20 protein-coding genes are annotated in these 21452 nt (G+C 71.3%); 11 read left to right on the top strand and 9 right to left on the bottom strand.

Annotation, left to right across the window (positions count from 1 at the left end; genetic code table 11):
* Positions 1-43: 43 nt before the first annotated feature.
* The 4 genes from ABD785_RS34675 to ABD785_RS34660 all read left to right on the top strand — a co-directional run bounded on the left by ABD785_RS34675 (position 44) and on the right by ABD785_RS34660 (position 4799).
* On the top strand, positions 44-1567 hold the full coding sequence (locus ABD785_RS34675) for an ABC transporter ATP-binding protein (protein WP_344837029.1): 1524 nt from the start codon (positions 44-46) through the stop codon (positions 1565-1567).
* The gene (locus ABD785_RS34670) at positions 1560-2852 is read left to right on the top strand and encodes an ABC transporter permease (RefSeq protein ID WP_344837027.1); all 1293 of its coding nucleotides are present in this window, start codon (positions 1560-1562) and stop codon (positions 2850-2852) included. Before ABD785_RS34675 ends, ABD785_RS34670 begins: the two co-directional genes overlap by 8 nt.
* Positions 2840-4135, top strand: coding sequence for an ABC transporter permease (locus ABD785_RS34665; protein ID WP_344837025.1), 1296 nt, complete (start codon positions 2840-2842; stop codon positions 4133-4135). The genes ABD785_RS34670 and ABD785_RS34665 overlap by 13 nt, the downstream gene beginning before the upstream one ends.
* 118 nt (positions 4136-4253) lie before the next feature.
* On the top strand, positions 4254-4799 hold the full coding sequence (locus ABD785_RS34660) for a PH domain-containing protein (RefSeq protein WP_344837022.1): 546 nt from the start codon (positions 4254-4256) through the stop codon (positions 4797-4799).
* A gap of 7 nt (positions 4800-4806) precedes the next feature.
* On the opposite strand, the gene ABD785_RS34655 is transcribed toward ABD785_RS34660, so the two are convergent.
* A complete protein-coding gene (locus ABD785_RS34655; protein ID WP_344837021.1) occupies positions 4807-5160 on the bottom strand; it encodes a hypothetical protein in 354 nt (117 codons plus the stop codon).
* Between the two features lie 168 nt (positions 5161-5328).
* On the opposite strand from ABD785_RS34655, the gene ABD785_RS34650 reads away from it, so the two are divergent.
* The gene (locus tag ABD785_RS34650) at positions 5329-5880 is read left to right on the top strand and encodes a hypothetical protein (protein ID WP_344837019.1); all 552 of its coding nucleotides are present in this window, start codon (positions 5329-5331) and stop codon (positions 5878-5880) included.
* Between the two features lie 17 nt (positions 5881-5897).
* On the opposite strand, the gene ABD785_RS34645 is transcribed toward ABD785_RS34650, so the two are convergent.
* On the bottom strand, positions 5898-6653 hold the full coding sequence (locus tag ABD785_RS34645; RefSeq protein WP_344837017.1) for a hypothetical protein: 756 nt from the start codon (positions 6651-6653) through the stop codon (positions 5898-5900).
* Between the two features lie 79 nt (positions 6654-6732).
* Positions 6733-8121 (bottom strand): NAD(P)H-quinone dehydrogenase, encoded by a 1389-nt coding sequence (locus tag ABD785_RS34640; RefSeq protein ID WP_344837016.1) that lies wholly within the window; start codon positions 8119-8121, stop codon positions 6733-6735.
* A 54-nt stretch (positions 8122-8175) separates the two neighbouring features.
* Here ABD785_RS34640 and ABD785_RS34635 point away from each other — a divergent pair, with 54 nt between their 5' ends.
* The 4 genes from ABD785_RS34635 to ABD785_RS34620 all read left to right on the top strand — a co-directional run bounded on the left by ABD785_RS34635 (position 8176) and on the right by ABD785_RS34620 (position 15273).
* On the top strand, positions 8176-8634 hold the full coding sequence (locus ABD785_RS34635) for a gamma-glutamylcyclotransferase family protein (protein WP_344837014.1): 459 nt from the start codon (positions 8176-8178) through the stop codon (positions 8632-8634).
* 29 nt (positions 8635-8663) lie between these two features.
* Positions 8664-9461, top strand: a complete 798-nt coding sequence (locus tag ABD785_RS34630; RefSeq protein WP_344837012.1) for a purine-nucleoside phosphorylase — start codon at positions 8664-8666, stop codon at positions 9459-9461.
* A complete protein-coding gene (locus ABD785_RS34625; protein WP_344837009.1) occupies positions 9458-11146 on the top strand; it encodes a phospho-sugar mutase in 1689 nt (562 codons plus the stop codon). The genes ABD785_RS34630 and ABD785_RS34625 overlap by 4 nt, the downstream gene beginning before the upstream one ends.
* An 80-nt stretch (positions 11147-11226) precedes the next feature.
* Positions 11227-15273 (top strand): AAA family ATPase, encoded by a 4047-nt coding sequence (locus ABD785_RS34620; RefSeq protein ID WP_344837006.1) that lies wholly within the window; start codon positions 11227-11229, stop codon positions 15271-15273.
* Positions 15274-15281: 8 nt separating this feature from the next.
* Here ABD785_RS34620 and ABD785_RS34615 read toward each other — a convergent pair whose 3' ends face one another.
* Positions 15282-15683: an ATP-binding protein gene (locus ABD785_RS34615; RefSeq protein ID WP_344837003.1), complete on the bottom strand. Its 402-nt coding sequence runs from the start codon at positions 15681-15683 to the stop codon at positions 15282-15284.
* A gap of 126 nt (positions 15684-15809) precedes the next feature.
* Between ABD785_RS34615 and ABD785_RS34610 the strand changes: the two genes are divergently transcribed.
* Together ABD785_RS34610 and ABD785_RS34605 are read left to right on the top strand one after the other, a co-directional pair.
* The gene (locus ABD785_RS34610) at positions 15810-16628 is read left to right on the top strand and encodes a helix-turn-helix domain-containing protein (RefSeq protein WP_344837001.1); all 819 of its coding nucleotides are present in this window, start codon (positions 15810-15812) and stop codon (positions 16626-16628) included.
* A complete protein-coding gene (locus tag ABD785_RS34605) occupies positions 16625-16828 on the top strand; it encodes a DUF397 domain-containing protein (protein ID WP_344836998.1) in 204 nt (67 codons plus the stop codon). Before ABD785_RS34610 ends, ABD785_RS34605 begins: the two co-directional genes overlap by 4 nt.
* 256 nt (positions 16829-17084) lie before the next feature.
* Here ABD785_RS34605 and ABD785_RS34600 read toward each other — a convergent pair whose 3' ends face one another.
* The 5 genes from ABD785_RS34600 to ABD785_RS34580 all read right to left on the bottom strand — a co-directional run bounded on the left by ABD785_RS34600 (position 17085) and on the right by ABD785_RS34580 (position 21445).
* A complete protein-coding gene (locus ABD785_RS34600; protein ID WP_344836996.1) occupies positions 17085-17507 on the bottom strand; it encodes a hypothetical protein in 423 nt (140 codons plus the stop codon).
* Between the two features lie 10 nt (positions 17508-17517).
* The gene (locus ABD785_RS34595; protein ID WP_344836994.1) at positions 17518-17874 is read right to left on the bottom strand and encodes a CU044_2847 family protein; all 357 of its coding nucleotides are present in this window, start codon (positions 17872-17874) and stop codon (positions 17518-17520) included.
* Positions 17875-17996: 122 nt separating this feature from the next.
* Complete coding sequence (locus ABD785_RS34590) at positions 17997-19424, bottom strand: DHA2 family efflux MFS transporter permease subunit (RefSeq protein ID WP_344836991.1); 1428 nt, start codon at positions 19422-19424, stop codon at positions 17997-17999.
* A 71-nt stretch (positions 19425-19495) separates the two neighbouring features.
* Complete coding sequence (locus ABD785_RS34585; RefSeq protein WP_344836989.1) at positions 19496-20050, bottom strand: TetR/AcrR family transcriptional regulator; 555 nt, start codon at positions 20048-20050, stop codon at positions 19496-19498.
* A gap of 54 nt (positions 20051-20104) precedes the next feature.
* Positions 20105-21445: an LPXTG cell wall anchor domain-containing protein gene (locus ABD785_RS34580; RefSeq protein WP_344836986.1), complete on the bottom strand. Its 1341-nt coding sequence runs from the start codon at positions 21443-21445 to the stop codon at positions 20105-20107.
* Positions 21446-21452: the final 7 nt, after the last annotated feature.

Below are 21452 nucleotides of genomic sequence, written 5' to 3'. Positions count from 1 at the left end.
CTATTTGCCTTTAGCCTCAGAGGTTTTGGGAGAGGTACCGAAGGTGTCACTCGAACTTCGGGGCATCACCAAGCGCTTCGGCACCTTGGTGGCCAACAACGCGATCGATCTGGAGATCAATCCCGGCGAGATCCACTGCCTGCTCGGCGAGAACGGGGCGGGCAAGTCGACGCTGATGAACATCCTGTACGGGCTGTACGAGCCCACCGAGGGCGAGATCCTCGTCAACGGTGAGAAGCTCAGCCTGGACGGGCCCCGCTCGGCCATCGCGGCCGGGATCGGCATGGTCCACCAGCACTTCATGCTCGTGCCGGTGTTCACCGTGGCCGACAACGTCATGCTGGGCGACGAGCGCGTGAAGAGCGGGCTGCTCGACCACGCCAAGGCGCGCAAGGACGTCCGGGAGATCAGCGAGCGGTACGGCCTCGCGGTCGACCCGGACGCGATCGTCGGCGACCTGCCCGTCGGCATCCAGCAGCGGGTCGAGATCATCAAGGCGCTCACCAGGAACGCCAAGTTCCTGATCCTCGACGAGCCCACCGCGGTCCTCACCCCCCAGGAGACCGAGGAACTGTTCACCGTCATGCGCGAGCTGCGCGCGGGCGGGACGGCCATCGTCTTCATCACCCACAAGCTCAAGGAGGTCAAGGCGATCGCCGACCGGATCACGGTGATCCGGCGCGGTTCGGTCGTCGGGACCGCCTCCCCGCAGGACTCCCCGGCCGAGCTGGCCGCCCTGATGGTGGGCCGCGAGGTCCGGCTGAAGGTCGAGAAGCCGCCGGTCGAGGAGAGCGCCGAGGGCCCCGCCTTCAGCGTGAAGAACCTGACCGTGCTGAACGAGGCCGGGCAGATCGTCGTCGACGACATCAGCTTCGACATCCACCCGGGCGAGATCCTGGGCGTCGCGGGCGTCCAGGGCAACGGCCAGACCGAGCTCGCCGAGGCGGTCCTCGGGCTGATCCAGCCGGTGTCGGGGTCGATCTCGCTGGACGGCGTCGAGGTCGTGGGCCGCTCGGTCCGCGACACCCTCCGCGCGGGGCTCGGGTTCGTGCCCGAGGACCGCAACCACGACGGCCTGGTCGGCGGCAGCAGTGTCGCCGAGAACCTGGTCCTCGACCTGTACGACCGGCCGGAGTTCAGCAGCCGCGGCTCGATGAACATCGGCAAGATCCGCAAGAACGCCGACGAGCGGGTCGCGGAGTTCGACATCCGGACGGCCTCGATCGACACCCCGGCGGGCAAGCTGTCCGGCGGTAACCAGCAGAAGGTCGTGGTGGCGCGGGAGATGTCCCGGCCGCTGCGGATGCTGCTGGTCTCCCAGCCCACCCGCGGTGTCGACGTCGGCGCGATGGAGTTCATCCACAAGCGGATCGTGCGCGAGGCGCGCGAGCAGAAGCGGCCCGTGCTGGTCGTCTCCACCGAGCTGGACGAGATCTACGCGCTCGCCGACCGGATCGCGGTCATGTACCGCGGAAAGATCATGGCCATCGTGCCGCCGGAGACGTCCGCCGAGCAGATCGGCCTGCTGATGGCCGGCGCGCACCCAGAGGATGCAGTCGATGAGTGAGACGGTTAAGGGCTCCGGGGCGACCGCCTCGGAGCCGGTCGGCAAGCCGGCGGATCCGGAGCGTCCCGGGCTCGGCAAGAGGCTCGTCGACCAGGTGGTCTACGGGGCCGACTGGGTCGTGACGCTGCTGGCGATCCTGCTCGCGCTGTTCTTCGGCGCGATCCTGATCATCTTGTCGGACGAGTCGGTGCGCGGCACCTTCTCCTACTTCTTCTCCTCGCCCGGTGACGCGATCAGCGCGTCCTGGGACGCGGTCTCGACGGGGTACACCGCCCTGTTCAAGGGCTCGATCTGGGATCCGTCGCACTCCTGGAACGTCGGTTCGGCGATCGCGCCCTTCAGCGAGACGCTCACCGAGGCCGTTCCGCTGATCTTCGGTGGTCTCGCGGTCGGCCTGGCGTTCCGGGCGGGCCTGTTCAACATCGGTGGCCAGGGCCAGCTGATCATGGGTGCGATCGTCGCGACCTGGGTCGGCTTCACCGTCACCGGGCCGACCTTCCTGGCGATGATCCTCGCGGTCATCGGCGGCATCGCCGGCGGTGCCGCCTGGGGCGCGATCGTCGGCCTGCTGAAGGCCAAGACCGGCGCCCACGAGGTGATCGTCACGATCATGCTCAACTACACGGCGCTGTACTTCCTCGCCTACCTGATCGGCACGGACACCTTCCGCGACCCCGACCGGCAGGAGCCCCTGTCGAAGTCGGTGTCGGAGGCCTCCAAGCTGCCCAAGCTGCTGACCTGGCTGACCGACGGCGGGTCGCTGCGCCTCAACTTCGCCCTCGTGATCGCGGCGGTCGCCGTCGCCTTCGTGTGGTGGCTGCTCAACCGCTCGACGCTCGGCTTCGAGCTGCGGGCCGTCGGCTCCAACGCCTCCGCCGCCAGGACCGCGGGCATGTCGGTGGCCAAGAGCCAGATCATGGCGATGCTGATCTCCGGTGGGCTGATGGGCATCGTGGGCGCGTCCCAGGTGCTCGGCACGGCCAACGCCAACAACGCCCTCACCCCCGACATCGACGCGGGCCTCGGCTTCGCAGCGATCACCGTCGCCCTGCTGGGACGGGCCTCGCCGATCGGGACGGTCTTCGCCGCGATCCTGTTCGGCGCGCTCCAGGCCGGCGGCCGGTCGATGCAGTCCGAGGCCGGGATCTCCATCGAGATCGTGACGGTCATCCAGGCGCTGATCGTGCTGTTCGTGGCCGCTCCGCCCCTGGTGCGGGGGATCTTCCGGCTCAAGGGCTCCGGCAGCGGGGACGCCGCGCTCGCTTCGAAGGGATGGAACGGCTGATGGCCACCGCTACTGTGGGCGCCGCGCCCGGCATCGGCGCCATGAGCAAGGGGCGCCTGTACGGCGGCGTCTCGATGATCGTCCTCGGGCTGTACGGCCTGTGGGCCTTCGGGCTCGGCAGCAGGACCAGCGACGGCGTGAAGTCGGAGTTCAGCCTGAACCTGACGACCGCGACCGGGCTGAAGGCGCCGGACATCACCGTCCCGGCCGCCGCCACCGCGATCGTCCTGTGCCTGCTGGCCGCCGCGATGGGCGTGATCAAGCTGGCGAGGCCGCTGTCGAAGCGGGTCAACGGGACCGTCACGGGGCTGTTCTTCGTCTTCTACGTGCTGGCCTTCCTGGTGTGGGCGACCGCGGCGCAGACCCTGAACGTCGCCTCGATCCTGGAGGCGACCGTCCTGGGGGCGGTGCCGCTGGTGCTGGGCGCGCTCGCGGGCGTGCTCGGCGAGCGGTCCGGCGTGATCAACGTCGCGATCGAGGGGCAGTTCCTGCTGGGCGCGTGCGCCGCGTCCTTCTGCGGGTCGCTGACCGGCAGCCTGGTCGCCGGACTGATCGCGGGCTGCCTCGTGGGCGCGCTGTGGGGCCTGCTGCTGGCGGTGTTCGCCCAGCGGTACCTCGTGGAGCAGGTCGTGCTCGGTGTCGTGCTGACGATGCTGGCGACCGGCCTGACCGGGTTCTTCTACGAGCGGGTCATGCGGGTCGACCCGGAGAAGTACAACTCGGCGCTGAGCTTCGCCAAGGTCCAGATCCCGGTGCTGTCGAAGATCCCGGTGATCGGCCCGGTGCTGTTCGACCAGAACGTCCTGGTCTACGTGACGATGATCCTCATCGCGGTCGTCCACGTGGCCCTGTTCCACACCAAGTGGGGCCTGCGGACGCGCGCCGTGGGCGAGCACCCGACGGCCGCCGACACCGTCGGCATCAACGTCATCCGCACCCGCTACGTCAACATGGCCGTCGGCGGCCTGCTGGCCGGGCTCGGCGGCGTCTGGCTGACGATCGGCCTGAACATCTCCTTCAACAAGAACATGGCCGCGGGACAGGGCTTCATCGCCCTGGCGGCGCTGATCTTCGGCCGCTGGTCGCCGGTCGGCGCGCTCTGGGCGGCGCTGCTGTTCGGCTTCGCGGGCGGCCTGTCGAACGCGGTCCAGCCGCTGCAGACCCCGGTGCCCACGGCGTTCCTGACGATGCTGCCCTACCTTGCGACGATCTTCGCCGTCGCGGGCCTGGTCGGCCATGTGAAGGCACCAGCGGCGGACGGCCAGCCGTACGTCAAGAGCTGACCTCTCACGCCGGACGGCCCCGCACTCGCCCGAGAGCGGGGCCGTCCGTGCTTCCCGGCACGGTTCCCGCGCTTTCCGGCACCTTCCGCACTGCCCGACCGACGATAATTTGGTGTTCATGAAGCCGCTCCGCTCCACCTTCGCCGCCGTCTGCGCCTGGGCATGGCTCGCCCTCGCGGCGCTCAACCTCGCCGACGTGGCGTTCCGCGGCCGCGACAAGGCGTCCCTGGTGGCGGCGGCGGTCCTCCTGCTGACCAGCGGCATCGCCTATGTCCTGGGCCTGCGCCCGAAGGCCTTCGCCGACGCGGAGGCGGTGACGGTCGTCAACCCGCTGCGCACCACCCGCTCCCCGTGGTCGTCCGTGACGAAGATCGACGGCACCCGCACCCTCACCGTCCACCACGAGAAGGGCGAGACCCACTCCTGGGCCGTCCAGGCCTCCCCCCGCGCCCAGCGCAAGGCCGAACGCGCCAAGCCCGACCCCCGTCTCCCCGAGGCCGTCGCCGCCGAACTCGCCGGCCGCACCCCCGTCACCTTCGCCATCGAGCACCTGACGGCCCAGCGCGGCCCCGGCCAGGGCCCCACGACCACCACCTGGTCCCCCCTGGCCCTCACCACCCTGCTCGCCCCCCTGACCCTCCTGATCGCCGCCCTGTTCACCTGACCGCGCCTCACCCCCAGAACCACTCCGAATAGTCCGGATGGTGGTACTGCGTCGCCGTCACATGAATCCGGTAGAGCCGCCCCTGATAGATCTTCCAGTTGGTGTGCCCCCACGCGTCGGTCTTGTGACACGACCGCGTCGAGACGTGATCGTCCTCCTGCCGCTGAAGACACACCTCGATGTACCGGAGCGTCTTCCCCGTATCGGCCCGGTGCACGGTGACGTCCAGACTGTCCACGGTGTCGGAATACCCGCCGAGCGACAGATCCTCGTACACGTAGTACTTCCCACCGGCTTCGGCCCCCGCCGCCCCGACCGGAGCCACCGCCATCACGGCGGCCATCATCAATCCCCCGAGCATGTCCCACTCCCTCCGAGCGGGCGAAAACTCCCTTAAATCCAAGTATGTGACCGATGCCCGCCCCCGGACCTCCGTACTTGGTCAATTCCCCGGGCCGCCGACCGCACCGCGACTTGCTCGTCCGCGAACCGTGCCCGAGGCGAGATCCACGGCGTCCATCCTGAACCGGTGGGCGAGCGGCGTCGTGAGGTGCGGAAGCGGACGGTCGTCCGCTTCCCCGGGGTGAGGCACCGGTACGTCGTGGAGTGCCGGAAGATCGGCTTTTCTACCGAGAAGGCGGCGGCCGCCGCGCTGTCCCAGGTGGAGCGGCGCGTGGCGCGAGGCCTGGGTGACGCCTTCGGCCGTTCCCCGCCGGCCAGCGCCTACTCCTGTGGCACCTGCGGCGGCTGGCACCTGACGTCACGGGTGGAGACCGGAACGGGAAGAACGCCCGTGTGGCTGGTGCGCGCGGGCGTCCCGGAAGGGGAGGTGGCACGGGCGAGGAGGCGGGGGGCCCGTCTCGTCGCGGGGCGGGAGCGGGAGATCGCCGAATTCGTGGACGCCTATCTGCGGCAGCACTCCCGAGGCCCGCGGTGGAGCGAGGTGAGGGCGCGTTTCGCGTGGCGGAGCGACGCGCAGACCATGTCCGCGCTCGTCTGGCTGGGCCTGAACGGCTGGATCCTCTTCACGCCCGCCGAACGCTCCCTGCGCCCCGGCCCCCGGTGGACCGCACCTCGGTAGGGGACGGCGTCAGGCGTTCATGCGGTGGTCTTGGGGAGGGTCAGCGGCTTGGGGGGCGGGGCGATGCCGATGGGGTCGGGGTAGGAGAAGGTGATCTTGGTCTTGGAGTCGGGGTCGGTCATGATGAGGGGGAGGGGGTCGCCTACTGAGGCCAGGTACATGCCGGCGCGGGAGTCGGGGATTCCGTCCCGGAGGTGGATGACGGTCGAACCCTTGTAGGTGGCGGGCTTCATGACCTTGAGGATGTCCTTCGGGGCGGGCACGAGCAAGGTCTGATTGAGGCCCTGGAGGGTGGTGAAGGCGGCCATCGGGGCGAAGGCCTTCACGCTCTCGGGGGGAGCGACGAACCAGCGGTCCTTGAACTTCGCCGCGCTCGCGGGCATGCCCATCTGGGTCCAGGCCTCGGGGGCGCGGAGGTACAGCTTGCCGTTGAGCCTGATCATGCCGATCTTCGCGGGCTTCTTGCCGAACGGGCCGACGATGACGCCCTTGGCGTCCTTGCCCGCGATGTAGAGGTCCAGGGCGATCTTGTCCGTGCCGGTGCCGATCGACCCCTTCACGTGCACCTGGGGCACCTTGACGAAGGCGGCGCTGGAGGCCTTCAGCCATTCCTTGCCGGTCCTGTCCGGGATCGCGGTGGCCTTCGCCGACGCCGTGGGACCGCCGCTCAGCCCGCCGGGCAGCTTCGTCGCGGGTTCGCCGCCGCCTCCGCACGAGGTCAGGGCGAGGACGCAGCCACCGGCGAGGACGATCGAACGCAGTGCACCGAGCATGCCGGACTCCCGCCGTAAATGATCTAGTTCGCGCCGGGGAGTCTAACGCGTCGGCGGGGGACCGGCCCCGAAGTTCCGCTCAGAACTCGCTGTCGGTGGTGAGCCGGTTGGCGGCTTCCTGGATGCTGCCGGACAGCGACGGGTACACGGTGAAGGTGTGGGCGAGCTGGTCGACCGTGAGGTGCTGCTGGACCGCCACGGAGAGCGCCATGATCAGCTCACTGGCGCGCGGCGCGACGATGACGCCGCCGAGCACGATGCCGGTCGAGCGGCGGCAGAACAGCTTGATGAACCCGTCGCCGAAGCCCTGCATCTTGGCCCGGGCGTTGGTGTTCAGCGGGAGCATCACGGTGCGGGCGTCGACCTCGCAGGAGTCGACCATCTGCTGGGTGACGCCGACCGAGGCGACCTCGGGGTCGGTGAAGATGTTGCTGGAGACCCAGCCGAGCTTGAGCGGCTGGACGGCCTCGCCGAGCGCGTGCCACATCGCGATGCGGCCCTGCATGGCGGCCACGGAGGCGAGGGCGAGGATGCCGGTGCAGTCGCCCGCCGCGTAGATGTTCGGGACGCTCGTGCGCGAGACCTTGTCGGTCTCGACGTAGCCGCCGCGCGCCAGCCGCACCCCGGCGGCCTCCAGCCCGATGCCGCGGGTGTTGGGGACCATGCCGACGGTCATGAGGCAGTGCGAGCCGTAGACCTTGCGGCCGTCCTCCAGGGTGACCACCACCCCGTCCCCGTGACGCTCGACGCGCCCGGCCCGCGACCGTCCCATGACGTTCATGCCGCGCCGCCGGTAGACGTCCTCGAGGACGGAGGCGGCCTCGGCGTCCTGCGACGGCAGGATCCGGTCACGCGAGGAGACGAGGGTCACCTTCGAGCCGAGGCCCAGGTAGGCGCCCGCGAACTCGGCACCGGTCACACCGGAGCCGACGACGATCAGGTCGGAGGGGAGCTCGTCGAGGTCGTAGAGCTGGCGCCAGTTGAGGATCCGCTCGCCGTCGGGCTCCGCGCCCGGGAGCACCCGGGGGGTCGCGCCGGTGGCGACGAGGATCACATCGGCCTCGATCCGGTCGTCGCCGACGACCACCGCGCGGGCGCCGTCGAGCCTCCCGTCCCCGCGGACGATCTTGATCTCCTCATAGCCCAGCCGCTCGGCGACGTCGAAGGACTGGATGCGCGCGAGTTCCTTCACCCGCTTGTTGATCAGCGGCAGGTCGGAGCGCACGTTGCCGACGACCCCGTCGGGGCCGCCGTCGAACCGCACGCCCAGCTCGGAGGACTCCGAGAGCACCGACATGCGGACGGAGGTCGCGATCAGCGTCTTGGAGGGCACGCAGTCGTACAGGACACAGGCCCCGCCGGGCCCGTCCCGTTCGACCACGGTGACGTCCGCGCCCAGCCGTGCCGCGACCAGCGCGGCCTCGTAGCCGCCCGGTCCTCCACCCAAAATGACGATCCGCGTGCTCACATCACCCATTCTTTCCCACAGAACGCCATGCCCGGGCCGGTACTCTTGGTCAACGTGGCTCTCTATGCGGCGTACGCCTCCAACATGGACCCCGAGCAGATGGCTCAGCGGGCGCCGCACTCTCCCCTGCGGGAGGTCGGCTGGCTTCCGGGCTGGCGCCTGACCTTCGGCGGCGAGGAGATCGGCTGGGACGGCGCTCTGGCGACCGTCGTCGAGGATCCCGACTCGCACGTGTTCGTCGCTTTGTACGACGTCACCGAGTCCGACGAGCAGGCCCTGGACGAGTGGGAGGGTCACGAGCTCGGCCACTACACGAAGATCCGCATCCGGGTGCAGACCCTGTTCGGCGAGGAGCTCGCCTGGATCTACGTGCTCAACGCCTGGGAGGGCGGCCTGCCCAGCGCCCGGTTCCTGGGGATCATCGCCGACGCCGCCGAGAAGGCCGGAGCGCCCGAGGACTACGTCAAGGAGCTGCGCTCCCGTCCCTGCGACACCCTGGGCACCGAACTGTAGTTCTCTACAAGAGTGGTTAACCTGGGGTGGTGCAGAACAACCCATATGAACTCGCCCGTGAGGCCGCCGCGGCGCTGACCGCCCGCACCTTCGACCGTTTCGACGTCGCCCTGGTCATGGGCTCCGGCTGGGTCCCCGCCGCCGACGTCATCGGGGAGGCGGTCCACGAGATCCCGTTCGCCGAGCTGCCCGGTTTCACGGCCCCGGCCGTCCAGGGGCACGGCGGCAAGGTCCGCACGCTCCGGGTGGGCGACAAGAACGCGCTGGTGTTCCTGGGACGCACGCACCTGTACGAGGGCCGCGGCGTGGACCCGGTCGTCCACGGGATCCGCACCGCGCTGGCCGCCGGGGTCGAGACCGTCGTGCTGACGAACGCGGCGGGCGGCCTGCGCCCGGAGACGCAGAGCATCGGCGACCCCGTGCTGATCAGCGACCATCTCAACATGTCGGGCGCGAACCCGCTGACCGGCACGACCTTCCTCGACCTCAGCGAGGTGTACTCCAAGCGGCTGCGCGCCCTCGCCCTGGAGGTCGACCCGACCCTCGCCGAGGGCGTCTACGCGGCCTTCCGCGGCCCGACCTACGAGACCCCGGCCGAGATCCGCATGCTCCGCACCCTGGGCGCGGACATGATCGGCATGTCGACCGTCCTGGAGGCGATCGCGGCCCGGGAGGCCGGCGCCGAGGTGCTGGGCATCTCCCTGGTGACGAACATCGCGGCGGGCCTGTCCGACGCGCTGCTCGACCACCAGGAGGTCCTCGAGGCCGGGCGGAACGCAGCCGAGCGCATGGGACGCCTCCTGGCGACCGTGGTGGGCAAGCTGTGAGCAACCGGGAGCGCGCGGAGCGCTGGCTGGCCCAGGATCCCGATCCGGTCACCCAGGCCGAGCTCGGCCTGATCCTGGAGTCGGGCGACGAGGAGGCGCTGGAGTCCCGCTTCGGCGCGACCCTGGAGTTCGGCACGGCAGGCCTGCGGGGCGAGCTCGGCGCGGGCTCCAACCGGATGAACCGCGTGACGGTCATGCGCGCCGCCGCCGGAGTCGGCCACCGGCTGCTGGCGGACGGCCCCGAGGGCTCCCACGCCGTCGTGATCGGCTACGACGCCCGCAACGGCTCGGCCCAGTTCGCGGTGGACACCGCGGCCGTGCTCAGCGGCATGGGCATCTCCTCCTGGCTGCTGCCCCGCATCCTCCCGACGCCCGTCCTCGCCTATGCCGTCCGGCACCTGTCGGCCAACGCGGGCGTCATGGTCACCGCGAGCCACAACCCGCCGCGCGACAACGGCTACAAGGTCTACTGGGGCGACGGCGCCCAGATCGTCCCGCCGGTCGACAAGGAGATCTCGGACGCCATCGCCGCGGTCGGCCCGGTCAACGAGCTGCGCCGCGGGGTGCCGCCGGGCCAGGCCAGGGCCGAGGGCGAGAGCTCGTGGAAGGTCCTGGGCGACGAGATCGTCCAGGCCTACCTCCAGGCGATCCAGCACATCCCGTTCGGCGTCGACCGGGCCGTACGGGTGGCCTACACACCGATGCACGGGGTCGGGGGAGCGCTGCTGATCAGGGCGTTCATGGAGAACGGGTTCGCGCCGCCGCTGACCGTCCCGGAGCAGTCGCTGCCGGATCCGGAGTTCCCGACCGTCGCCTTCCCCAACCCGGAGGAACCCGGCGCGATGGACCTGGTCCTCGCCCTCGCCTCCCAGGTCGAGGCGGATGTGGCCATCGCCAACGACCCCGACGCCGACCGCTGCGCCGTGGCCGTCCCGCTGCCGGAGGGCGGCTGGCGGATGCTGACCGGCGACGAGGTCGGCGGGCTGCTGGCCGAGCACGTCCTGCGGCACACCACGGGCGAGGACCGCCTGGTCGCGACCACGATCGTGTCCTCGTCGCTGCTGGGACGGATCGCCGAGGCGCACGGCGTCAACTTCGCCGAGACCCTCACCGGCTTCAAATGGATCATGAAGGCCGGCTGGCCGACCCACCGTCTCGTCTTCGGCTACGAGGAGGCCCTGGGGTACAGCCTCGGCGGGCAGAAGGGCGTCCCGGTCAAGGACAAGGACGGCGTCAGCGCCGCGCTGGCCGTCGCCGCCCTGACGGCCGAGGCCAAGCGGGCGGGCCGCACGCTCCTCGACCTCCTGGACGACCAGGCGAGCCGGTTCGGCGTCCACGCCACGGCCCAGGTCAGCGTCCGGGTCACCGACAAGGCCCTCATCGACGACGCGATGACCGCGCTCCGCGAGGGCCCGCCGGTCCAGCTCGGCGGACGCGCGGTCGAGCGGATCGACGACCTCTCCGAGGGGCTCAACGGCCTCCCGCCGACCGAGGGGGTCAGGCTGGCGCTCGCCGGCGGCGCCCGGGTCGTCATCCGGCCGTCGGGGACCGAGCCCAAGCTCAAGGCCTATCTGGAGGTCGTGGTGCCGGTCGAGGCCGACGACGTCCCGGCCGCGAGGGCCGCGGCGGCCGACGCCCTGACGCTCCTCAAGAACGATCTGGCGGCTCTTCTCCCCGCCGGATAACGACCCGGTTCCCGGAATCGCGATCGGCGGGTGCGGGCAATTGTCCGCAACTATCGTGTCTGGCGACGAGGGGAGCGCCCGTGCAGTTGCTGGACCACGCCCCGTGGGTGGCGTCGTTGCACAGCGGTGAACGGGAGCTGGAACCGTTCGGTTCCGCGGTCGTCATCGACGCGCGGCGGCTGCTGACCGCCGCGCACGCCGTCCCGGACGAGGTGTGGGCGGCGTTCCCGATGGCCCGGCCGGTGCCTGCGCACCGGCTCCGGGTCGCGGTGGTGCGCCGGTCGGCGCCGGAGTTCGACGTCGCCGTCCTGGAGCTCGAGGACGAGATCCCGCCGGGCGTGCGGCCCGCCGCGCTGCGCTCCCCGCTCCCGGAGGACCTGGCCGGACGCCCGTGGTGGGCGCACGGCTTCCCCGAGCGGGACCATCTCGGCGGCCGGTCCGACGGCCGGTTCGGCCCCGCCGCCCTCGGCTACGGGACGGTCCGCCTCGACACGACCTCCCCCTACCGCCTGACCAGGGGCTTCAGCGGCACCGGCGTCTGGAGCCCCGACTACCGGGCCGTCGTGGGCGTCCTCGGATTCACCGACGAGCGCGGGAACGGCAAGGCCATCACCCTCTGGCAGGCCGACCAGGCGCTGCCGGAGGAGAAGCTCGGCGAGCTGCTGCGCGCCGGGGCCCGGCACTCCGGCGAGCTCGCCATGACCTCCTGGGGCTGGTCGCTGACCACCGATCCCGAGGCAGGGCAGCACTGGGTGCCGCGGGCCCGCGGAGTCACGGTGGACCGCGAGCGCGGCCACCGCTTCCGCGGCCGCCGCGCCGCCCTCACCGAGGTCACCTCCTGGCTGGACCGGCCCCGTCCCGACGGCCGGGTCCTGGTCGTCACGGGCTCGCCAGGCGCGGGGAAGTCGGCGGTCCTGGGCCGGGTCGTGACGACAGCCGATCCCGAGCTCAGGGCGTCGCTGCCGCCGGACGACGACGCCGTCCGGGCGGCCACGGGCTCCGTCTCCTGCGCCGTGCACGCCAAGGGCAAGACGGCGCTGGAGATCGCCGAGGAGGTCGCGCGGGCCGCGTCCGCCCGGCTTCCCGCCCGGCTCCACGAGCTGATCCCGGCCCTGCGCGAGCGGATCGACGGCCGCCGCTTCACCCTCGTCCTCGACGCCCTCGACGAGTCCTCGACCCCCGCCCAGGCCCGTCTGATCGTCACCGAGATCCTGCTTCCGCTGCTGCGCGACTGCCCGTCGGCCGAGATCGTCGTGGGCTCCCGCCGCCGCGACGACGCGGGCGACCTCCTCGCCTCCTTCGGGCCCACGCTCCATCTGGTCGATCTGGACGAGCCCGCCTACTTCAGCCCGGCCGACCTGGAGTCCTACGCCCTGGCCACCCTGCGGCTGGAGGGCGCCGAACGTCACGGAAACCCCTACAACGACCCGTCGGCCGCGGGCCCCCTCGCCCACCGTGTCGCCGCGCTCTCCGGCGGGAACTTCCTGATCGCGGGGCTGACGGCCCGCCGTCACGGCCTGTACGACAGCGTCCCGGCGACCCCCGCCGCGGTCTCCTTCACGGCCGACGTCGAGGAGGCGCTCGGCGCCTACCTGGCCCGCATCCCCCGCATCCGGGGCCTGTCGGCCGCCGATCTCCTGACGGCCCTGTCCTTCGCCGAGGCCCCGGGCCTGCCCCTGGCCCTGTGGCAGACCGCGACCGAGGCCCTCACCGGCCGTCCCCTGCCCGAGGAGGACCTGGCGGAGTTCGTGGGATCCTCCGCCGCCAACTTCCTCGTCGAGTCCGGCCACACCGCGGGCGAACCGGTCTACCGCCTCTTCCACCAGGCCCTCGACGACGCCCTCCTGCGCGCCTGGACCCGCTCCGGCACCGGGACCGCGCTGACCAGGGCCTTCCATGCCTACGGCCGTTCGAAGGGCTGGTCGGCGGCCCCCTCCTACCTGCTGCGCTCCCTGCCCGGGCACGCGGCGCTCTGCGGCCTGATGGACGACCTGCTCGCCGACGACGACTATCTGCTCCACGTTGATCTGGCCCGGCTGATGGCCTTCACGGACCGGGTCGGCACGGAGGCGGGCCGCAACCGTGCCGCCCTGCTCCGCCTGACCCCGCAGGCGGTGGCGCTGGACGCCCCCGGACGGGCGGCGGCCTTCGGCGTCACCGAGGCCCTGGAGCAGCGCCTCGGCCGGTCCTTCAGGGGCGACGGACGCCCCCGGCCCTACCGGGCCCGCTGGGCCGTGGCCCCGCCGAGCGTCGAGCGGATGCGCCTGCACCATCCGTCGGAGCTGACGGCCGTCTGCACGCTTCCGGGGCCCGACGGCGCCGCCCGTCTCGTCACCACCGGCCACGACGGCGGGGCGCGGATCTGGGATCCGGTCTCCGGCCGGGAGCTGCGGGCCTTCACCCGTCAGGCCGACGGGGCGACGGACGTGTGCGCGTTCCGCGGCGCCGGGGGAGAGGCCCGGATCGTCACCACCGGCGGGGCGGTGTCGATCTGGGATCCGGAGACGGGCAGGGAACTGCGCGGCCTCGACGGTCACGGCCACGGCGTGACGGGCGTCTGCGCGTTCCCGGGAGCCGGCGGCGCCGTGCGTCTCGCGACCATCGGCGACGATCTGACGATCCGGATCTGGGACCCGGAGACCGGCGGGGAACTCCGCGCGCTCACCGGCCACACCGGGGTCATGACGGGCGTGTGCGCGTTCCTCGGCGCGGACGGCGCTCACCGGATCGCGACGACCGGCCTCGACCGGACCGTCCGGATCTGGGACCCGGACGCCGAGGGGGAGACCCGGATCCTCACCGGCCACTCCTCCGCCGTGCTGGGCGTGTGCGCGTTCTCCGGAGCCGGCGGCGCCGTCCGTCTCGCGACCATCGGCGACGACCAGACGATCCGGATCTGGGACCCGGACACCGGCGCCGAGGTGCGGAGCCATCTGCACGACGACCGGATGACCGGCCTCTGCGCGTTCAGCGGGCCCGGCGGCACCGCCCGCCTCGCGACCGTCGGACGGTACGGGACGGTCCGCGTCTGGGATCCGGAGACGAGCGGCCTGCTCCGCGTCCTCACCGGCCACAAGGGCGCGGTGCGGGGCGTGTGCCGTTTCACCGGGACCGGCGGGACCGACCACCTCGCCACCGTCGGGCACGACCGGACCCTGCGGATCTGGGACCCCGAGACGGGCCGGGAGAGCGAGGTCGACGGCCGCGCCCTCCAGGTGACCGGCGCGCTCACCCTCCCGGCCCCGGACGGCCGCGGCCCTGTCGCCACCTCCGGAATCGACGGGACGCTGCGCACCTGGCATCCGGAGACCGGCCGTGAACTCCAGGCCTTCACCGGCCACACCAAGGCCGTGACGAGCATGGGCCTGCTCCACGACGACCGGGGGCGTCCCCACATCGTCACCGCGAGCGACGACCGGTCGGTGCGGATCTGGGATCCGACCGGAGCGAACGCCCGGGACCTCCCGCCGTCGGACGGTCTCACCGTCCATCTGACCTCCGCGACCAGCGTCCGGGCGTTCACCCGACCCGACGGCGCCACCCAGGTGGCCCTCACCGTCGCCGACCGTTCCGTCCGGATCTGGGACCCGGCCACCGGCAGGAAGGTCCGGGCGATCGGCGGCGACATCGACTACGTGACGGCCGCCTGCGCCTTCCCGGGCTCCGACGGCGGCGTCCACCTCGCCATGACCGGCACCGACGCGACCGTGCGCATCTGGCGTGACGGCCGCCGCTGGCCGGGCCGCGGCCGAGGCTGGAGGGAACTGGACGTCAAGGCGGTCCACCTGTTCCCCTGGGGCCCGCCCGACACCCTCCTGCTGATCAGCCCGCTCGGCCGCCTGGCCCTCTACGACGCCTCCACCGACGACGTCGAGGACGTCACCCAGATCGAGGAGGTCGTCACGGCGGCCTGCGTCCTGCCCGACGGCGCCGGCGGCAGACTCCTCGCCGTCGCCCAGTCCGGCGTGGTCCGCCTGCTGAGACCGGGCCACCCCCAGCCGGTCCTGACCCTGGTGATCGGCCGCTCGGTCAGGGCCCTGGCCGAGGTCGACGGCGGCCTCGCGATCGGCATGGACCCCGGCCTCCTGGTGGTCGACCTCGACCCGGCGGACCTGCCCACCGCCTGACGCACGGCTCAGGAGACGGGAAGGGGACGGTCGAAGCGCGCGAAGACCGTCTTGCCGCCGTTGGGCAGCGGATACCAGTCCCACTTCGTGGCCAGCCGCCCGACGAGGAGGAGCCCCCGCCCCGACTCCTCGTCGAGCGCCGGAACCCTCGGCACGGGATGCCCGTCCGCGGTGTCGGTGACCGACAGGACGAGGCCCCCGGGCCCCAGGCCGACCGTCACCGAGACCGGCCCGGCTGAGGGCAGCGCGTTCGCGACGAGTTCGGTGAGGACGAGCGAAGCGGCATCGCGAAAGCCGGAGAACTCGTCCTCGGCGAGGAGCAGGGAGAGGAACCGCCGTGCCAAGCCCGCTGAGGAGGGCACGGCCGGGCAGATCAGGGTGAACTCGGCGGCGATGGGGTCGGCGTTCATCTGCGGATACCTGTCGATAGTTGTCGGAAGATTCCAGAAAGCTCTCACCCACCCTGGCCTCCGTAGTTACGCTGCGACAGAGAGTTTTGCCGTGCGCGGCCCACTGCGAAAACCCCAGGAGCCCCCATGGGACGCCCGCCCAAGCCCCTCGACCCGACCACCTCCCTCGCCGCCCACTACGGCTGGAAGATCCGAACCCTCCGGGAGCAGCGCGGCTGGACCCTCGCCGACCTCGGCAGGCGCATAGCCCTCAGCGGTGACGTCGTCTCGCGCCTGGAACACGGCAAGACACCCCCCAACGACCGCACCGGCGAACTCCTCGACGAAGCCTTCGACACGGCGTACTTCCAGGAACACGCCCTCCTCGTCCGCAAGGAACGCGTCCCCGGCGCCGCCCGCAGTTTGGCCGAAGGCGAGGAAGTCGCGCTGCGCATTGACATCTACGAGCACTCACTGATCACCGGCCTGTTCCAGACCGACGACTATGCTCGCCACCGGCTCATGACGGCCCATCGGGGCGCTGAGTCAGATGACATGCTCGCCCATCGGCTGGAGCGCCAGAAGCCACTGGAACGCGACGTCCCACCGGAAGTGTTGCTCGTGATCGACGAACAGGCGCTCCGGCGTCCCATCGGAGGTCCGAAAGCGTTCAGGGTCCAGCTGGAGAAGCTTGAGGACCTCTCGCGAAGGCCGACCATCAGGATTCACGCCGTTCCGGCTGAGGCTGTTGACTACCCGGGCCTGCTGGCGGGTTTCACTCTGTTGACGCTTCCCGAAAACGAGGTCGTCGCCTACGTGGACGGCCCGGTCCGTGGAACAGGCCAGTTCATTAGAGATCCGGCTAAGGTGACACTACTGGTGGAGGCATTTGACCACATTCGGAGCGCGAGCCTCCCCGCCACGGACACCACGCGCCTGATCAAGGAGATCCGGGAGTCTTTGTGAGCGACTTTTCCCGCGCGACATGGCGTAAGAGCAGTCATAGCGACAACGACTACGGGCAGTGCGTCGAGCTGGCCGCCGGACCTCGCGGCGTCGTGGGCGTCCGTGACAGCAAGAATCCGTCCGGTCCGATCCTGGAGTTCACCCGCCCCGGCCTGTCCGCTTTCGCCGCTCGCCTCCGCACAGGCACCACCGGGACCTAGGCCGTCACGGACCCTCCGGCCTCGCCGGCACCCGAGTGACGCGCTCGGCCGCCCATTCCAGATCGGCCGCCGGACGCAACGGTTCCAGCTCACCGGGAGCATCCCGCGTCGGACCCTGCCAGACCCAGGACCACCACGGCACTCCCGCCGCGTCCGGCTGGCACACGACCTCCTGACGCAGCCCGGATTCATCGCCCTGCCCGCCACCGTCGGACCGCTCCAGCGGATGCTCCGCGCATGTGGCGAGGTGAGCCTTTCAGCCGGCGGGCCGCTTCAGGGACCGTCTTGGCGGCGCATTCGGTAGAACAGGCGGTCGACGTGTTCGTCCGGGATGGTGTGCCGCATCGCGGCGCGGGTGCGGCCGCCTCCCGGCCCGGAGCTCGGCGGGGAGGCAGACGCCGTCGGAGACCAGGTCTTCCAGGAACCGTCCCGTCGAGGGCTCCGCCGGGGCCGGGGCGCCCGGCACCGGGACGCCGGCGATCACGAACAGGTCGGCCGCGTGCAGGCCGAACGCGGCGGCGAGCGGTTCCAGCAGCGGCGCTTCGGGTGCCCGCCCGCCGAGGACCGCCCGGAGCGAGGACTCCGGCACCCCGGCCGAGCGCGCCAGCCCGCCCGGGGCGAGGCGCCGATGGGTGAGCAGCCGTTCCAGCAGCACTCCGAACGGCGGAACCCCGGTCATCGGGGCGCCGTCATTCGCCCGGCTGGGGCTCGGGGCCGGGTTCCTGGGCTTCCTCTTCGGGAGGCTGGAGATCGTCGGCGGAGCGCCAGACGAGTTTGATCTCGAAGTTGGCTTCGGTGGCGGCCTTGGCCACGAGCCAGTCGGCGTCGCCGCTGACCTTGACGCCGAACTTCACTTCCACCTCGTCGGGGGAGGCCTTGCGGACCTGTTCCAGGACGGTCATCGCGGCGGAGACGGCGGGCTGGACGGCCTCCTGGACGCGGGAGATCGCGATTCCTCTGGCGGCGGCGGGGCGGAAGCCGGGGGGAGGGTCGAACTCGAAGGCGACCTCGACGCCGTCGACGGTGTAGCGGGCGACGTCGCTCATGGAAGGCCTCTCGTCGGAGGGCTCTCATTATGGTGGCGATCACCCAGGTGGGGGGGGCCGCACACGGCGGAAGGGAGCGGCCCACCCCCGAAGGAGGCCGCTCCCGGTCCGCCGGGCGGCGCTCAGGCCGCCGTGACCAGTTCCCGGTCCGGGGTCTCGGCCGAGGCCCTGCGGGTGCGGGGGATGAGGAAGGCGGCGAGGGAGCCGAGGGCGACGGTTCCGGCGCCGAACCACAGGGCCGGGACGAGGCCGTCGACGTAGTCCTGGCCGCCGGCGTAACCGCCGTTCGAGGCGAAGACCGCGGCGAGGATCGCGACGCCCAGCGCCCCGCCCAGCTCGCGGAGGGCGTTGTTGGCGCCCGAGGCGATGCCCTGCTCACTGGCCTTGACGCTGCCCATCACCAGGTTGGCGGACGGCGCGAAGTACATCGCCATGCCCGTCCCGCTGATGATCAGCGACGGAAGCTGGATGGCGTACGACATGTCGGGCGAGGCGATCAGCGCGAACCAGCCGAGGCCGATCGCCTGGAGGGCCAGGCCCAGCGCCACGACCGGACGGCCGCCGATCTTGTCGGAGACGATCCCGGCGATCGGGGCGACGATCATCGGCATGCCCGTCCAGGGCAGCATCCGCAGGCCCGCCTCGGTCGGCGAGTAGCCCAGGACGGTCTGCAGGAACTGGCTGAGCAGGAAGATCGACCCGAACATCCCGAGGAACATCAGCAGTGACGCGGCGTTGATCATCGCGAAGGCGCGGTTACGGAACAGGCGCATCGGCAGCATCGGCTGGCCGCCGGGGGTGGCGGCGAGGCGGATCTCCCAGGCGACGAACGCGGCGACCAGAGCGGTGCCGAGGATCAGGCCGGTGAGGACCCACGGGCTGGTCCAGCCGTCGGCGTTGCCGCGGACCAGGCCGTAGACGATGCCGAACAGGCCGGAGCTGGCGAGCAGGGTGCCGGGGAGGTCGAGGCGCGAGTTCGAGCCCCTGGACTCGTCGAGCTTGATCCGGGCCAGCGGCAGCAGGGCCAGGCCGAGCGGGACGTTCAGCCAGAAGATCCAGTGCCAGGAGATGTGCTCGGTGAGCCCGCCGCCGATGAGCGGGCCGGTCGCGACGGCCAGGCCGTTGACCGCGCCCCAGATGCCGAAGACCATGCCGCGCTTGTTCGGCGGGGTCGCCGCGGTGAGCAGCGTCAGGGTCAGCGGCATCATGATCGCCGCACCGACGCCCTGGAGGGCCCGGGCCGCGATGAGCATCTCCAGGCTGGGCGCGAGGGCGGCCAGCGCGGAGGAGGCGGTGAAGCCGGCGAGCCCGGCGATGAACATCCGGCGGCGGCCGAACCGGTCGCCGAGCGCGGCGCCGAACATCAGCAGGACCGCGAAGGTCAGGGTGTAGGCGCTGACGGTCCACTCGAGGTCCTCGAGCCCCCCGCCCAGGTCGGTGCGGATGGACGGAAGCGCCGTCGTGACGACGAGATTGTCGAGGGAGGCCATGAAACCGGCCACGCTGGTGATGATCAGCGCCCAGATCAGGGTGCTGCGGGGGGTGCGCATGCCATTGCTCCTAAGTGATCGGTCACTAACTTTGGAGGATGTCGGAAGGCACGGGCCTTCCCGCCGGATGTCTAGTGCTTCTCGCCGGTCGGCAGCTCGATGCAGCCCCAGAGGGGATCGTCCTCGGGGTAGTCGAGTGCCGTCATGACGTTGATCAGCATGCCGCAGGAGAAGAAGTCGGTCGTCGCCTTGTTGTCGAAGCCGAGCAGCTCACGGCAGGTGTCGTACAGGTCGGTCCAGGCGCGGCGCAGGATCGCGCCGAACTCCGCGTCGCCGTTCTCCTTGGCGACGAAGACCGCGACGTGCATCTGCATCTGCATCATCAGCAGCTCGGTGTTGACGATCCTCTCCAGGTAGGAGGTCGCCATCGCGTGGTGCCGCTCGTCGACGGGCAGGTCCTTCGCCGCCTCGACGAAGGTGCTCTTGGTCGCCTCCATGCACCGCAGGCAGGCGGCGAGGAAGATCGCTCGTTTGTTGGGGAACAGCCGGAAGAGGTACGGCTGGGAGACCCCGACGCGCTTGGCGATCGCCTCGGTGGAGGTCCCCTGGTACCCCCCACGAGCGAACTCGCTCATCGCGGCGAGGATGACGCTCTCGCGCCGCTCCTCCGCACTCATCCTCGTCATGGGTCTTAAGTTAGTGGCTAATAACTAACTCTGCAACCCCTCGCCGGGGAATCCCTAGAAATCGCCGCCGCCGAAGTCCCCGCCGCCCCCGAAATCGCCTCCGCCGCCGAAGCCGCCGCCCCCGAAGTCCCCGCCCATGCCGCCGCCGAAGTCGCCGCCCATGCCGCCGTCCCCCTGGTCGTAGCCGCCACCGCCGTAGCCGCCACCGCCGTAGGAGCCGCCGTAACCGAAGGGCCCGCCGAACATGCCGCCGATGGCCGTCCCGATGAGGATGGTGTTGAGCATCCCGAAGCCGCCGTATCCGGCGTAGTAGCCGCCCGCGTAGGGCGCCCAGGCGGGCCCGGCGTCCCAGTAGGGCCGCTGGTAGCCGCCCACGTCGACCATCCTGGCCTCGGGATCCTCGCCGCGCTCGACCCGCTCGGCGTCCGCCGCGCAGGCCGGGACCTCGCGCGGCGCCCCGCCCGCCGGAGCCCACTGGACGTCCCGGACGGACGGCCCGTGCTGCGGATTGAAGAAGCACGGCGCCCGCCGTTCGGGGGCCGGCAGTCCCGACAGCATCGCCCGGACGGCCGTCATCTCGTACCGGCCGTCCTCCAGCGCCTCGGTCACCGCCTGGACGTCCTGCGGCTGCCGGATCCGCTCGGAGGCCGTCTTGGCCCGGTCGTAGGAGTCGAGGGCCTTGGTGTAGTTCTCGCGGACCACCGGATCGAGCTTCGGATCGGCGACGTCCAGGTCGAGCCGGGCGATGTCCTCGCCGAGCAGCGTGACGTCCTCCTCGACCCCGGACCTCAGCTCCGCGACCTGCCGGGCCTGCGCCAGGGCGGCCTGCTTCTTCTTGTTCCGGAAGTACAGGAACAGGCCGAGCCCGGCGAAGACGACCAGGCCGAGCAGCACGTAGGTGAAGACCTGGCTGGACGTCGAGGACTTCTTGCCCGCCGCGACGTCGACGTCATGGGCGAAATCGACCAGCAGCCCGGCCGGATCCCCCTTGTGGGTCTGGGCCGACTGGGCGGCGAGCTGCCCCGCCTCCCCGGGCTTCAGCCCGACCCGGCTGGTCGCGGCGGCCTCGAAGTGGTTGCCGCTCATCAGCCCGTAGACCCCGAGGCTGCCGACGTTGTTGCCGATGCTCCGCAGCAGCGAAGCCCGCGTGGCCCCGTCGTCGATCGCCTCGGTGACCACCACGTAGACGGGCGTCTCGGCGTCCTTCAGCGCCGCCCGCACCCGGGCGGCTCCCGCGGCGTCGAGCTGCGTCTGCCCCGGTGCCAGGTAGAGCCGGTCGGCCCGCAACGCCGACGCCACCGCCACGGGATCCGGGGGCGCGGCCAGCGCAGCCCCCGGCACCGCTCCGACGAGCAGAACGCCCAAAAGCACCACCAGCACCCGCAGCGATCTCATACCGACC

Source organism: Actinocorallia longicatena, from assembly GCF_039534125.1.
Lineage (GTDB): Bacteria > Actinomycetota > Actinomycetes > Streptosporangiales > Streptosporangiaceae > Actinocorallia > Actinocorallia longicatena.
This window is presented reverse-complemented; position numbering and strand designations above follow the sequence as displayed.

Bases quoted from the DNA above. Each gene is read 5' to 3' on its own strand.
- ABD785_RS34580 (WP_344836986.1), bottom strand. From the start codon at position 21,445: ATGAGATCGCTGCGGGTGCTGGTGGTGCTTTTGGGCGTTCTGCTCGTC.
- ABD785_RS34600 (WP_344836996.1), bottom strand. From the start codon at position 17,507: ATGACCGGGGTTCCGCCGTTCGGAGTGCTGCTGGAACGGCTGCTCACC.
- ABD785_RS34670 (WP_344837027.1), top strand. From the start codon at position 1,560: ATGAGTGAGACGGTTAAGGGCTCCGGGGCGACCGCCTCGGAGCCGGTC.
- ABD785_RS34585 (WP_344836989.1), bottom strand. From the start codon at position 20,050: ATGACGAGGATGAGTGCGGAGGAGCGGCGCGAGAGCGTCATCCTCGCC.
- ABD785_RS34665 (WP_344837025.1), top strand. From the start codon at position 2,840: ATGGAACGGCTGATGGCCACCGCTACTGTGGGCGCCGCGCCCGGCATC.
- ABD785_RS34615 (WP_344837003.1), bottom strand. From the start codon at position 15,683: ATGAACGCCGACCCCATCGCCGCCGAGTTCACCCTGATCTGCCCGGCC.
- ABD785_RS34660 (WP_344837022.1), top strand. From the start codon at position 4,254: ATGAAGCCGCTCCGCTCCACCTTCGCCGCCGTCTGCGCCTGGGCATGG.
- ABD785_RS34590 (WP_344836991.1), bottom strand. From the start codon at position 19,424: ATGCGCACCCCCCGCAGCACCCTGATCTGGGCGCTGATCATCACCAGC.
- ABD785_RS34595 (WP_344836994.1), bottom strand. From the start codon at position 17,874: ATGAGCGACGTCGCCCGCTACACCGTCGACGGCGTCGAGGTCGCCTTC.
- ABD785_RS34655 (WP_344837021.1), bottom strand. From the start codon at position 5,160: ATGCTCGGGGGATTGATGATGGCCGCCGTGATGGCGGTGGCTCCGGTC.
- ABD785_RS34645 (WP_344837017.1), bottom strand. From the start codon at position 6,653: ATGCTCGGTGCACTGCGTTCGATCGTCCTCGCCGGTGGCTGCGTCCTC.
- ABD785_RS34610 (WP_344837001.1), top strand. From the start codon at position 15,810: ATGGGACGCCCGCCCAAGCCCCTCGACCCGACCACCTCCCTCGCCGCC.